Consider the following 14,570-nt stretch of genomic DNA (forward strand, 5'->3'; position numbering starts at 1 on the left):
ACTACATAATATATATTATTAATATGTAATAACAAATGGATATATGAAAAATCTAACTATTAGGAGCGCAAACAATGACATATGTATTAGGTGTTGACGGAGGCGGAACCAAAACGTATGCGGTTATCGTCGATGAGCACGGTAATATCGCAGGCAAAGGAAAAGCAGGTAATGGCAACCATCAGCTAAATTACGAGGAAGCCAAAGAGAACATTCACATAGCGGTTGCAGAAGCCCTGAACCAAGCTGGTATAAGAATCGATCAAATAGCACGCAGTTGCTTTGGCCTTGCAGGGGCGGACAGAGAATATGATTTCGTCATTTTGCACAAAATGCTTTCAGAGCTCGATTTCGACAGCGCACGATATGAACTCGTATGCGATACGATCATCGGACTCAGGGCTGGTACGGATAAGCCCTATGGCATCTCTCTCATCTGTGGTACAGGCGTAAATTCTGCGGGGCGAAGTCCGTCGGGCGAAATCATACAAATCGGCGGATTCAATTACATGTACGGTGACTTTGGTGGAGGTAGTTCACTTAGCGTTGAAGTATTCCGGTCTGTTATACGTGCATGGGACAAGCGCGGGGAAGAAACACTTCTAACAGAACCTCTGCTGCAGGAGCTTGGTTATTCATCCGTGTCTGCCATGTTCAATGATTATCTGGACCAAGATCTACAACCTCCTGCCAGACTAGCAAGGCTATTGTTCCCTGCAGCTAAAGCAGGCGATGCGGTTGCCATTCACATTCTGCGCCAACAAGGAGAAGCACTTGCCCAATCAGCTGTTGCCGCTATTACGCGATTAGGGATGGAAGGCGAAGCGTTCGACGTCGTGCTTGCAGGAAGCATTCTGACGCGCGGAGAAGGCAATTTCGTGTTGAGATACATTCAAGAAGCTGTTGCTGCTGTAGCACCAAATGCTGTGGTTAAGAAACTCACAGTTGAGCCCGTAATCGGCGCTCTACTCATGGCCATTGAAGCAACGGGAACCAAAGTAAGCGAAGAAGTTCACCTTAAACTATCGCAATTCTCTGATTTTGAAGCAATGCATTAAAATATTAAAATTGAAAGAAACCTCCCCTTGATACGATGGTCGCTTGGAGCAACCATTAACTGATGGGGAGGTTTCTTTTTTTCGTTAACTACAGGTTCTAAAAAGAAAAAGAGACTGTCCTCACAGTAGATTTATCTACGTTGAGTCAGTCTCTCTCACTTCATTAATCTATTCTTGGAATTGTTCTTTCATCCGTTGGCAACACGTGGCACCAAATTACGGAGTTTTTTGAACAGGACATACAAACGTCATAATATGGCTATCTTCTTCAAATCTAGCACCCAAATCATCATATGCATCAGCATCAGCGCTAGGGTCAGCATTTACTGTTCTACCCGAATAGGCAACAGTTGCAATTACATTGAATGCATTACCAGTCAGATAAGTGATAGCACCTGTTTCAGGGTCAACAGTACCATCTGTCTCAGAAGAAGAAGAATAGATAACACTTACAAATGGATTTCCATCTGTGTTTAGGCCAGATTTAGCCATTTCTACTTGCAGCCAATTTGGATAAGCAAAGTTGGTTGCTGTTAGTGCTGGTGCTGCACTTGCATTAGGATCAACAACATGGATTGTATAGGTTAGTGTCGCAGGAGTTCTAAAGAATCCATCGATAACATAGGCAGTAACTGTAACTGTTCCTGGTTTAAGACCTGTTGCATAAGCTCCTTCATATTCGCCTGCTATGCTGATACCAGTTGGATCAACATTTCCGACTTCACCAAAAGCAGCCAAATCTCTAAGATCAATAACTTTAAATTTGCTTGGATCAGCATTAATTATTGCAGGTTTTCCATTCGCATATCCTGCTTGATCCCAAGCATCTGTTAGCCAAGAAACGCTTTTGATATAGCCAGTAGTCTTAGCATCAAGCCTTACAGATTCACCGACATTAATGGTAAAGGTATGAGTAGTCTCATCGTAGTTACCATTTGGGTTCATAGCTGCAACATTGGTAGGATAAGTTAAGGTCTCAGTTCCTTTGTTTACAGGAGCTGTAATTGCCGCGCCCAGAGCAGTTACATTAGCTGCATCTGTAGGATTCATCGTCAACCAATACGGCATAGAAATGACTGTTGAAGATTCCATACTATTTGAAAAACCAGTGTCAATTGTTCTTCTGTCCATTGTTCCGAATATATTTGTGTTGTATTTGGACATCATAACTTCATCACGAGGAATAAGTTGGTCAACCATGCCATCAGGAATAACATGCGTTACATCGTTTCTGTTAGCAGATAGAACATCCCAGTTCATAAAACTATTAGGGATACGAGTCATCTGCCAAGTTGAACCAGCAAGATCAACAGTTGGATTTCCAATGTTAACGCCTTTGTTTTTCAGTGCACCAAGAGCTGCTGCATAGAAAGTAGTCATGAATGGGTTTTTCTGTCTCTTCTCATGGAACCACCACTGATTCATACCAGATAAAATGTCATTAGCATGAGCAGTATCCGTATGGTGAGCTAATGTATAGTAAGCCAGCGCAGCTTCTTCTTCATCCGAATAGTTCAGATAAGATTGGTAAGATGTGCCGCTCTCACCCATTCCACTTCCGTTATGAGCAGAAATACCAGCGTATCTGGAGAGGTAATGCAGGCTCATATCCAACAGAGAAGTGGAGAAATACGTTTTAGGATATCTTGTTTCGTAATCATTATGAGCAGTTGGAGTCCCAGTTGGAGCATCGCCGTTCATAACTTTAAGTTCGTTCGCATAATCAAGAGGGCTTGTCATTGATACACCTTGAGCAGTAAGAGCAGCTCGCTCAGCTTGTGTGTAATTACCCATATCTTTCGCAACTGCAAGCATTTGTAGCGCAAGAGTCGCATTCAGAGGACCGTCCTCATAATCATTTCTTCCCCAAGCATTCGAAACACCATCAAGGAATTCAGGATTCATGTTGGCCCATTTAGTAGGAACAGAAGGATAATTCAACCCATTACCTTTTGCAGCATATTCCGTCGTGTTATCAGGATTGAAACGAGACTCTACAGGGTTTTCGCCTGTAATACTTACTTGATAGTAGTTGTTCAAGATAATCCCATTCGTATGGTTAATCATGTTGTTCTTGATAAGCGCAGCAAGTTCAGGATCGCTGTCTTTGAATGCCTTATAGGCGAGATCAAGAGTAAAGTAATGGCCTACTAACTCATCCGTTGATGTTGTAGCTTTGTAGTAAACATTGCCACTGTCCAGGTTACTTTGTGTATCTCCACCATTTAGAGCCGCATAAACTTGAACAAGTCTAGAAGGAACAGGTACAGTGTCATAAGCTTTTAATAATGATGTATACGGTACATCCTTGTTTTTTGCTCCTGGAGCCGAATAGCTGACCAATTTCCCATTAATGTCAGTAGCTTCTCCTGCCTTCTTTTGCAACCAAGCAGTGTTTAAGCCTGGATTACTGTCAGTTGAAATAGCACCGTTGTTCTTACCAGCAACTTTATAGGTTCTTGCGAAGAAACCGGAAGATGCAGGAGCATTACCTACAGCAGTTAACGTATATTTTCCTGTAGTAGCATCAATATAGACAGGTTTTCCTTCATCCGTACCATCAGGATTTGCACCTAATACAGTGTAGATATTAAGGTCGTTTACATTGTTCTTGGAAGGTACTTTAAGCTGCGTACCTGAAATATAGCCTAGAGTAACGATCGATTCAATAGCGCGAGTAGCAGACGCTTTCGCATCTTTCGTTCTAGCATCACTATCACCAAACGTAGTCTTCATGTAGTTGTATCTCCAGATTTCACCGGAAGCATACATAGTCGTCCATAGACCATCATTGTCTGTATCACCAAGTGAGGAACCAGCACCTTTATCCGMGTTCATCACTGCTTTAAGCATTTCATCTTGCGATGTGAAACTTACAGTGCCGGATTGGAAGCCGAAACGATCATTAAAGTTTCTAGAAATTTCTTCTTGAACTAATGATTTAGCCATTAGTGACATAGGCTTGCGAACAATGTGATTTGCATCGCCAGTAGAACCTAATATCCAAAGTCCATTAGCACCATCAGGCATAATATTTGTAATAATTTCCTTAGCGTTGAAGTCTGTATTAGCAGTACCCGTTTGAGGAATGTATCTTCCACCTTGAAGGTACTGGACTTGGTCAGCAGAAGCTAAGTTAGGGTCGTATAACGTGACTGCATCAGATATGATACCAGTCGTTGTTACATGAGGTGTGTCAGAACCTAATTCCACTTTTGAGGTTGACTTAATTAAAGTATCTTTAGATACTAACCACTTCACACCATTCTCACCATCAACATAACCTGCGTAAGTTGCAGATGGGAAATCTTTTCCTTCAGGAGCTGTAGGGATATTAGTTGTACTCCACACTGTTGAACTAAGTGCAGCAGGGATATTAGTATCACCTGTTTTGTAATAGTAAACGATTTTTTCCAAGTTCGTTGCTAGTTTTGGATCATTGTTAACAGTCACAGTAACAGAAACCGTTGTAGCACCTTGTTTACCTGTAATTGTAGCTGTTCCTGCAGTAACACCTAAAACTTTACCAGCATAGTTGCCTTCGCTGTTACCGATTGTATCTACGTAAGCAACATAAGGATCTGAGGTTGTCCATTGGATTGGTAGAGCTACATTCAACCCTGCAGGTTGCAAACGAGTAATTTGTGTGCTGTTCATGTTGACAGTTGTTCCAGTTGAAATAGCAGCAACAACAGGAGTTTCTCCAGTTACCTGTTTACCAGCAACAGTAGTAGTAACACCTGATGCAACTGTTACATTAACAGGTTGCTCGGCAATCGTAACACCATCTGTATTAATGTTAGCAGTTTGAATACTGCCCGTACCAGTAACATTTGCAGAGGTGTTTAGTGTCAATATGTTAAACGAGGATGCAGAATCTAGGTTTAGCGTTGTTGCAGCATGTACATTAGTTACATTCGTAGTACCAGTAACAGAAGAAGCTACAAAATTTACACTTGTTGCAGCCACAACACTGAGATCACCCGTTATTTTTGTATTTTCAAAAACAACAGGACCTGTACCAGCAGCATCAGCCACATTAACATCACCAGTAATAGTAAAACCTTTAAGAATAGCATTAGGGAAAGCTATCGTAATGTTACCAGTAATTGTGGACGGAAGTTTTGCTAGTTCTTCAGGAGTTCTAACTAATGTTCCCATTACTCTATCAGTCATAGTGAAAGATTCAGCACGAGTAATACTAGCGAGAGGTTCAAAACCACCATTGCCTCTTCCGTTTAAGTAACCTTTAGAAGTAAGTGTAGAAACTGCATTCGAAGCCCAGTCAGCTATTTCTGAAAGATCATTAAAGCTGCTGTCTTTTGTTCCAGAAACAACTTGGAATCCTCTTGAAATTATAACAGCCGCTTCTTGGCGTGTGATCGGTGCATTTGGATTAGCATGGTTGTTGTCGTCGCCATCTAATAATCCAGCCGCTGAAGCTTTTTGAAGCTCTGTATAGTACCAATCATTTGGATTAGCATCAGAAAAAGTTTTGGCACCAGAAGTGCTTTGAAGATTGAAAACACGATTAAGAATCGTAACAAACTCCGCACGAGTTATAGCATTGTCAGGGTTTAAATTACCATTAATATCACCTTCCAATAAACCATTGGAAGTCCATTTTTGCAATACTTCCGATGCCCAATTCGTAGAGATATCTTGAGATGAACTTGAATTTGCGAGAGCAGAACTTGTGATAGCAGTACTTGACAACAACATGCTACCAATCACGATTGAAGAAATGACTTTCTTAGTTTTTCTCGACATTCTCTGTACTCCTTTTTAGGCACTTTTTTTGTGTATCGCCGACGTTTGTAGCGCTTATATTATTAACCTATTCAACTTAATCCGATTGCTGACACTTGGATTTAATGTGCATCACGATTCGAAGCAAACGATTCCTGACTACCAAAACCACTCATACACACGTTTAGTAGTAACATTACTCTCTTAGTATATGTTTTGTAGTAACAATATGTCAATGGTCAATTGTTACTACAAAATACTGAAATTCCCAACATCGACTAAGTCTCCATTCCGCGGCCTCGCTCTGACCGACCTCTCTAATAATAAGACAAAGAGACTGTCCTCGCCGTAGAGTTATCTACGTTGAGTACAGTCTCTTTCACTTCATTGATTCAATCTTATTCTTGGATCATTCCAAAATAACGGCCTAACCAATATGGAAGTAGGAATACGGAAGCGCCTTCCATCGTACCTGCTTTGTAATTGTAGTTTGCATTTTTGGCATAGGATACAGTACTGCCATTGAAATTTGTTGCAAATGGATTACTGTTATCCTTGATGATTGTTCTTTCATCCGGTGCCAACGCGTAATTTACTTGCGTGTACTTATCTCTATAACCATTTTCAATATAGAATACATCTTGGCGCACAAATTGTGCTGGGAATTCAACTCTGTACTCTGGCATACGGTATAGGAATCTTACCGCAGATTGCAAATCAACTGTCGTATCAGTTGGGTGAGCCAACTGATAAAGGAATGTATAGAACGGGTTTTCTTCACGTACTTCGTTTGCAAACCATTGATCGTACGCAGCTACGATTTGTGCATGTCTTGCTGGATCTGTCTCAAGCACTAAAAGTTGGTACACTGGGAACCAGCCTAGTTCTTCATCGGAATAGTTAATATACYGTGTCCAGTTGTCGTGGATCGTAGCATTAATGTTGGAATCCACATCTTTTTTGTTAGCATAACCAGGTGCATCTTGTGTTACCACGGTTCCATTCTCATCATAGGCACTCGTCGCTTGGCGAACTAATCTGCGTTTGATGTATTCAAGCGCCATATGAATATAGCCTTTACCGTTTTCAAATGTCTCTTTTTTGCTGTAAGAAGAAGCATAGCTCTTATCATACTCAGCCTTGAAACGTGCTTGATCTAGCGGGTATTCTTCAGCAGTTACATAGATAGCTGTTTTCAGCGCAGCCATCATCTCAAGAACATTCAGTGGACCATCTTCGTAACCATAGGATAGAGCGTCGTCACCGTTCGCATCTACACCTACATTCTTTTGCCAAAGCGGTTGATTCTCCATAATGTCAATGTTGTCGTTGAAATATTTCGATGACCATTTGGACCATTGTGTCATTTTTCCTGTAGCGTCCTCAATACCATAAGCACCATCTTTAAGAATGAGGTTAGTCATTCTATCTGTCGCTTGTGCAATCAGATGTTTAAGCTCAACAAGTTTCGGATCTGAATTATCATCACAAAGATATTTATATGCCGAGAAGAACAAGGCATAATGACCGTCTACTTCATCAGAAGATGTATCTGCTTTATAGACAATTTGGTTTTGGTCAATATATCCGTTTTGACCGATTACACTTGCCGGGAACAAGTCGTTAAAGAATTGTGGAATCTGTTCAAGAACTGGAACCGTCAATTGGAAAACAGGTTTATTCGCTGCGGTTGTCGTGTGATCTTTGGACTTAACAGTTAGGTTCGTTGCTGCTGTAATTACTGGAAGAACTTGATAAACATTCGTTTCAACCGATGTTTTAATGTCTACGCCTAGTTTCTGACCAACTGGACGAACTGCATTAAATTGATCAATTTTCGCTTGACTTAGAGCAATACCATTGTAGTTCATGACGTCTGTGCCGCCTGTAGTGAACAATTTATCACCACTCTTAGTCAAAGAATCGTCCGTCACTCATGCGATAGAATAACCTAATGCACCATTGGTAACAATATTGTTAGGATCTGGTTGTCCCATAACCGTGTGGAACCAGAAACCATTCGTGCTTTGGAAACCGTAATCTGTTCCATCGGTTGTTTGAGCACCAGCCTCACTAGTCAACATATATGAACGTGCCGGGAAGCCATTACCGCGACCGGAGACATAATCCAGAAACAGTACCGCCTTGGATGCTTTAAGTGCAGCAGCCTTCGCTTTATCGATTTCCGCTTGTGGAGCGTTTTCTTCTCTCAACGCTTTGTATCGGAAGATCTCTCCAATTGCATACATTGTCGTCCATAGTCCGTCATTGTCGCTCGTGCTTGGATTAGAACTAAACACGCCTGTTGGTGAATTATAATTAATTGATGTGTTCGCTGGATCATTGAAAGTAAATCCAGTTCCTGTTACCATGCCCCGACGATCAGCAACCGTGCTCATCAATCTTTCGTACGCAACTGTTTTGTCCAGCAATGTCTTTTTAGGCATTGCAATATGAGTCACGCCACTTGCTGTCTTAACCCAAACACCGCCTGCATTATCGCTAGCTACTGCTTGAACGCTATCGTCTCCACCGTACAAATATCTAGGGCCAGCCATGTACTGAACGATATCTCTTTCATCTGCTTCAGTAAAGTTTACGCGTTGCAGGCCTGTTGTTGTACCAATCCAATACGTGCCATCCGAATCCTTCGTCACAGCTGTTACATCACCGATTGCAGTTGCAGGCAAGAATACCAGTTCAGTTTTCGTTGTTACCCAATTGATGTTCCCTGGGATGCTAGCATCACCCGTTTTATAGTAGGTCATTTCTTTCGTTGGAGCTGCATGAAGCTGTACTGGTGCGTATGTGGCTCCCGCAGGCTTGCCAGCTGCTGTAGCAGCATAACCATAATCCATAGGAATCGATAAAATAACAGAAGCGGCTAATACACTTGCAACAATTTTGAACCCTTTTTTAGTCTTTACCATTTGTATTTAACCCCTTTCTTTATTGAGTAATGTAAGATACGCCTTGATCCGTAATTGCATAAACGCCACTTTCGCCATCCGCGATTAGAAGAAGTACATGATCATCTAAAAGTTGACCGTTATTCTTCGTATAATTCGTCATCGCGTTCGTAGACAAATTAATTTTGGTCACGCCTGTATTCGTACCAATCCATAAATAAGTGCGGGAATCGTTCATCACTGACGTATTGACACCTCTCATGGAGGCAAAAATAGAAGGTTTTACATTAAACTGCTCATTCACGTATGTTTTTGCATTTGTTAACGACGTTGGTACCGAGCTTGTCATTGCTGTATTCGCCGTAGTAGGTGAATACGTTGGGTCCGCCATGAAGGACAAATACTGCTTGACCAACCCTTGAGATCCCGTTTCATCAAAAGATGCAAATACATCCTCATTACTGTACTTATCTAACGCTGGAATAATTAAGGAAACGCCATTATCTGTAATTGCATATATTCCATTTCCTTTAGGGATCAGAAGCAGTACATGGTTGTCCGTTAATTGATTCTTCTCTGCTGTGTATTGAACCATAGCGTTGGTAGTCAAGTTAATTCTAGTTACACCTGTATTCGTGCCTATCCATAAATATTCGCGTGAACTATCTAATACTGAAGTGTTGACGCCTCTAATCGAAGCAAAAATAGATGGTTTAACATCGAATTTCTCATTCACATATGTTTTGGCATTTGTTAAGTTAGGCACTGATGATGCCATTGCCGTATTCGCTGTAGTAGGTGAATACGTTGGATCTTGCATAAAGTTGATGTACTGCTTAACTAATTTCTCAGCAGCTGTAGAAGGAAAACGATTTTTAACATCATCATATGTGTATTGATACACATTTAATTTTGAAATTGATGCATCAGCGCCAGGCGTGAGTTCATTGCTGTTACCATTCTCGTTGCCATTCTCGTTGCCGTTCTGGTTGCCATTTTCATTACCGTTGTTTGGTGTTCCTGCACCAGGAATAACCGCTACTTGCTCACCCTTTTTCACTTCTTTCCCATCAACCACAACGTGATCAACAGTCACTTCCATTTTCACTGGCGCTTTCTCGAACGTCGTGCCATCTGCATTCACGGTTGCGTTCTTAATCTCGCCTTCGCCTTTAACTTCAGTTGGCGCATTGACATCCAGATTTTCAACAGTTGCAGTAGAATCAAGTTCTAGGATGGATTCCGTTTGAATATCTACATTTTCTACGGAGGAAGTTCCACTCAGAAAGACTCTAACCTCACCATTCTGCTTATTTACGATGATATTGCCGAGTGTACTATTCTCGAGAACAACGCTATGTGTTCCGCCGCCTAATACATAAACAGTACCTTTGATATTTGCGTTTTTGATTGTGACATCGCCTTCACCAACACCTGCCGTTATGTACAAGTCTCCGGAAAGGTTGATATTCGATAGTACGCTGCCGCCTGTGTTTACAACTAAATTTTTGCCAGTCACATTAGAATGCGCTGCCGCATCTGCTACTAATGTTCCCATCACATTATTGATCATTTTGATCGCTTCTGCGCGAGTCAGTAACTTCTCTGGTTTAAAACTTCCATCAGGGAATCCGGAAACATACCCTAATTTCTTCAATGCTTGCACCGCTTTTTGTGCCCAAGATGAAATTTGCTTATCATCTATGAAATTCGGTGAAGAGTTTTCGGAGCCTTTGACCATAAAAGCTCTGCTGATAATAACTGCAGCCTTTTCTCTAGTCATCGTGTCCTCAGGTCCAGCAATTCCTTCGCCATCCCCTTCTAAAATCTTCGCTGCGAATGCCTTCGAAATTTCGCTTGCATACCAAGCATCAGCAGGAACATCCCGGAAAGATTGGGTACTCTTCAATGAATTATTAAATACTCGGTTTACAAATGTAACGAATTCGGCTTTAGTAACTACGTCCTCTGGATGAACCAAGCCATCCGCTTTTCCTTGTAGAAGTCCCGCATTAACCCAATACGCGATGTCTTCAGCAGCCCATGTTGGAATCTCTTCCTTCGATGATGCAGCATTAGAAATCGGTTGACTCAGCGAGATTGACGTTAGTACTAAGGACGATGTCACAAGTACAACTAGCCTACGTTTGAATTTCCTGTACATGTTACTACCTCCCTTATTGAATAAATCAGATCCTTGATCATAAGTTGTTGCTTTCATTCCATAAATTCGAAATGATAAACCGCTTACATTTTGCAAATGAACCTTGTATCAAATCCTTCCAACGACCTAATGTAGTAACATTACTTTCTTAGTATAAATATTGTAGTAACAAATTGTCAATCATTATTTGTTACTACAATATTTCATTACCACCCGTATCGTTGCGGTCCCCATTCTTTGGTAGACAATTGCTGTTTAACACTAACCATAGTCCGATTAGGAACATCTTCCTCTAGTAACACTCCAGGACCTACTAAGCTATATACGCCAACTTTAACCCCTGGCATCAGAATCGCATTGACACCAGTCCTAGCGTAATCGCCCAAATAAGTAGCATTGGAATGCTCACGTGGTGTTTCCCTGCGGCCTTTGATACGGTGCGTTGTTTCCCCATCATCAAAACGAAGCGTGCCGCAAACCGTAGCTGCGCCTAAATCGGTACAAGTCCCAATAATCCCATAGAACTCCATGTAATGGTACAAATACACAGTATCCAGGATCATACCGTCCAATTCCGCACAATGGTTAATGACGCAGCGGTTACCCACCGTAGAACCAGYAGACAGGAAGCAGTAATTGCCGATATAGGTCCCATTTCCGATAACATGATTCCCTTGCAAAATCGCGCCATTCTCGATAACCGTATCGTTACCAACAATTAGATTGCCTTCAATCATGACATTTTTCCCGATTCTGCTATTCTCACCTAGTTTTACAAATCCCTTAATCGTTGCACTTTCATCGATGGATGCTCCATTAGCCAGCTCATGCTGCTTTAAGTCACCGCACAGTTTTTGTACCAATAAATCATTGGCTTGCAGAATATGCCAAGGCTTATCGATGTCCATAAACAAACCTTTGACTTCCACGGATGTTACTTTAAACCCGTCGGCCATCCAATCAGCCAGAGACATCTCCAAATGTCCTTCTACCGGCGGCATCATGCCAACCTGCACATTCGTAAAGATACCAGAATTCGCGGCAGCATACGGCAAGAACGATTTATGAAAGGCGAAAGCACACATCCGATGCGAGTAATCTCCTCTGGGGTGCCCCATAATGCTTTCAACGCGATGATCCGCATCTAAACGGCAGCAAATCCAGTCCTGCGGAGCTTCATTACGAAGCGGTGTAACGAGTACTGCTGCCTTTTCAGCGCCAGATTGAAGAGAAGCTATTAATTCAGCTATATCAGTTCGTTCCAACAACGTATCCCCGTACAGAACCAGGAATCGTTCCTCCTCGATCAATCCCATAGCAGAAGCTAACGAGAACGCTGTTCCTCTTGGGCCGCTAGCATTTGCTTTTATTACAGTTATTTTGCATGATAATTCAGTGTCTTGCGAGCCGCTTCTGCAGAAGTAATTCGTAATTTGCTCACTCATACGTCCGCCAACGATGATGATATGCTCGAACGCAAGCTCTTTAAGCATATCGACCTGATGCGCGATAATAGGTTTATTCGCTATTGGAATCATAGCTTTGGGTCTAATCTCCGCATAAGGCCACACGCGGGTACCATCACCCGCCGCCAAAATGACAGCCGTCTTCATCTCATATACCTCCGCAGCCTTTAGTATCCATCAAGATGTTCCAACCAGTAGTCGCGTGTCATAATGGCCGCTCCAACCAATGAACTCTTTTCCTGAAAGTGAGAATAGCCCAGCGTCAAGCTCTCGAATAATTCTGGCATCAATCTATGGCGCAAACCTTCGGAGATCATTCTCAATAGCTTGTCACCAAACCTATTGTATGAGCCGCCTATCAGTACGACATTCGGATTGTAGAGCCAAGCAATATTCGTAATAGCGACACTGAACCATTCTGCTATTCGTCCTAGTTCCTGTAGAAATGCAGCATCTTCTTCATTGGACTTGCTAAAAACCAGTGCCTCCAGCTCATCTGCCGCGCCTTCGGCTTCAGCTTCAGTTAACCCCAAAGTCGTTGAAACCCTTTGAACAAAGGTTGTCCAAGAAAGCAATTGTTCCAGTCGAGTGCCATCCTGAATGATCATTTGACCAATTTCTCCGGCAAAGCCATGCGCTCCACTGTAAATATGCTCGCCTATGGATAAAGCTCCACCGACGCCATCTCCTACATATAAGAAGAAAACAGACTTTTCTTCAAATTTAGGAATGAACTGTATCTCGGCCGTAGCTGCCAATTTCACATCATGATCAATCAGGATTGTATACGGAGTCAGATACTTCGTAAATTCATGATGCAGCCGCACTTCTCCGATTTCAGGAATCAGCTTATTGATGACGCGGTCTTGACTCACATGATAGGGTCCTGGAACAGATACGCCGATTCCGAGAACCTCAGAATCCAACTCTAAACGATTCAACAAGTCTCGAATCTCATTGCATAACGCAGCTAGATTTTCGCCATATGATAGGTTCGAATTGTATTTGTACATAAAGCTTTCCGTGGTCACCAAATCAAGCCGCTTCACCGCATAGCTCATATTTCTACTGGTTAAATCAATACTGATCGTTTTCTTCGTTTCTGGCATGAATTGCAATAAACTAGGCTTCCGGCCAATTGCAACCTTGCCATCTTTCGACTCTTGAATCATGTTTTTTTTATTAAACTCTTCAACGATCGTAGAGACGGTAGCCGCGCTTAAATGCGTTCTTTTCGCGATTTCCAGTCTATTCGTCACTCCGATCGCTTGCATATCCTTAAATACAAGCTTCCTGTTGCGTATTTTAATTTGATGAATACTTACAGGTTGCTGGAAATGGCTCATTTTAGGGATCCCTCTGTCAGACCGCTAACAATATTTTTGTGGAACAACACATAGACGCCAATCATCGGAATCGTAATCAATGAAAGAGCAGAGAACAATAGCTTGTAATCCGTCACATGACGGCTTGAGAAAGCAAGTAAACCGACAGGAATCGTCTTCAAAGCATCATTCTGGATATATAGCAGGGCAAGCAGCATCTCGTTCCAAGCATTAAGGGACGAGAAAATCGCTACAGTAGCCATACCAGGAGCCATCAAAGGCAAGATAATGCGAATAAATAATCTTAATTCYCCACATCCATCAATACTCGCCGCTTCCATCATTTCCTTTGGTACGGAATCGAGAAATGCTTTTAATAGAAAAATCGCTAGAGGTAGCCCCATTCCGATATAAGGAAGGATAAGAGCCCAATAGGAATCCTTGATATGCATTTGTTCAAACATGTAGCTTTGCGCAATGAAGAACGACTGAAGCGGCATAAACAAACCAAATACAAAAAGCGCCAGCAACAGTTTACTACCCTTAAACTTCAATTTACTAAAAGCAAACGCAGCAAGACATCCCAACAAGAGGATAAATGCCACTGTAAGCGAAGTGACGATCACACTGTTCATTGCATAAGTGCTCATATGACCGACTTTCCATGCATCAACCCAGTTTCCTAAATTGATTTTGGAAGGCAAGGCGAAAGGAGTTTTGAAAATTTCACGATTCTCTCGAAACGAGGAAAAGACCATCCAAATCATCGGGTAGAAATAAACAAGGGCTAATACGGACATAAATGTATAATAGACGATGCGAAGTGACCATTTATTCTTGTTCTTACCTTGACCTGCTAAGCTTTGTGTTTGCGAGGCAACTGCCATGAAAACAGCCCT

At 42.0% G+C, this 14,570-nt stretch carries 8 protein-coding genes; 1 reads left to right on the plus strand and 7 read right to left on the minus strand.

Going from position 1 to position 14,570, the window contains the following annotated elements; translation table 11 throughout:
• Nucleotides 1–74: 74 nt before the first annotated feature.
• A complete protein-coding gene (locus AC1DVJ_RS01310) occupies nucleotides 75–1,058 on the plus strand; it encodes an N-acetylglucosamine kinase (protein WP_477587747.1) in 984 nt (327 codons plus the stop codon).
• Between the two features lie 216 nt (nucleotides 1,059–1,274).
• Here the strand turns inward: AC1DVJ_RS01310 and AC1DVJ_RS01315 are convergent, their stop codons facing one another.
• The 7 genes from AC1DVJ_RS01315 to AC1DVJ_RS01345 all read right to left on the minus strand — a co-directional run bounded on the left by AC1DVJ_RS01315 (nucleotide 1,275) and on the right by AC1DVJ_RS01345 (nucleotide 14,558).
• Entirely contained in the window at nucleotides 1,275–5,828 is a 4,554-nt protein-coding gene (locus tag AC1DVJ_RS01315; protein ID WP_477587749.1) for an S-layer homology domain-containing protein, read from the minus strand.
• Between the two features lie 377 nt (nucleotides 5,829–6,205).
• The gene (locus tag AC1DVJ_RS01320; RefSeq protein ID WP_477587750.1) at nucleotides 6,206–7,726 is read right to left on the minus strand and encodes a hypothetical protein; all 1,521 of its coding nucleotides are present in this window, start codon (nucleotides 7,724–7,726) and stop codon (nucleotides 6,206–6,208) included.
• Nucleotides 7,727–7,741: 15 nt separating this feature from the next.
• Nucleotides 7,742–8,737 (minus strand): two-component regulator propeller domain-containing protein, encoded by a 996-nt coding sequence (locus AC1DVJ_RS01325; protein WP_477587751.1) that lies wholly within the window; start codon nucleotides 8,735–8,737, stop codon nucleotides 7,742–7,744.
• Nucleotides 8,738–8,756: 19 nt separating this feature from the next.
• Complete coding sequence (locus AC1DVJ_RS01330) at nucleotides 8,757–10,880, minus strand: S-layer homology domain-containing protein (protein ID WP_477587753.1); 2,124 nt, start codon at nucleotides 10,878–10,880, stop codon at nucleotides 8,757–8,759.
• Nucleotides 10,881–11,086: 206 nt separating this feature from the next.
• Nucleotides 11,087–12,493 (minus strand): nucleotidyltransferase family protein, encoded by a 1,407-nt coding sequence (locus AC1DVJ_RS01335; RefSeq protein WP_477587755.1) that lies wholly within the window; start codon nucleotides 12,491–12,493, stop codon nucleotides 11,087–11,089.
• 20 nt (nucleotides 12,494–12,513) lie between these two features.
• Entirely contained in the window at nucleotides 12,514–13,692 is a 1,179-nt protein-coding gene (locus AC1DVJ_RS01340) for an ROK family protein (protein WP_477587757.1), read from the minus strand.
• Complete coding sequence (locus AC1DVJ_RS01345; RefSeq protein ID WP_477587759.1) at nucleotides 13,689–14,558, minus strand: carbohydrate ABC transporter permease; 870 nt, start codon at nucleotides 14,556–14,558, stop codon at nucleotides 13,689–13,691. Before AC1DVJ_RS01345 ends, AC1DVJ_RS01340 begins: the two co-directional genes overlap by 4 nt.
• Nucleotides 14,559–14,570: the final 12 nt, after the last annotated feature.

It is taken from the genome of Paenibacillus sp. P4_A9 (assembly GCF_056402415.1).

What these genes read in the sequence shown, in the direction of transcription:
- AC1DVJ_RS01310 (WP_477587747.1), top strand. Translation starts at nt 75, where the DNA reads ATGACATATGTATTAGGTGTTGACGGAGGCGGAACCAAAACGTATGCG.
- AC1DVJ_RS01325 (WP_477587751.1), bottom strand. Translation starts at nt 8,737, where the DNA reads ATGGTAAAGACTAAAAAAGGGTTCAAAATTGTTGCAAGTGTATTAGCC.
- AC1DVJ_RS01330 (WP_477587753.1), bottom strand. Translation starts at nt 10,880, where the DNA reads ATGTACAGGAAATTCAAACGTAGGCTAGTTGTACTTGTGACATCGTCC.
- AC1DVJ_RS01340 (WP_477587757.1), bottom strand. Translation starts at nt 13,692, where the DNA reads ATGAGCCATTTCCAGCAACCTGTAAGTATTCATCAAATTAAAATACGC.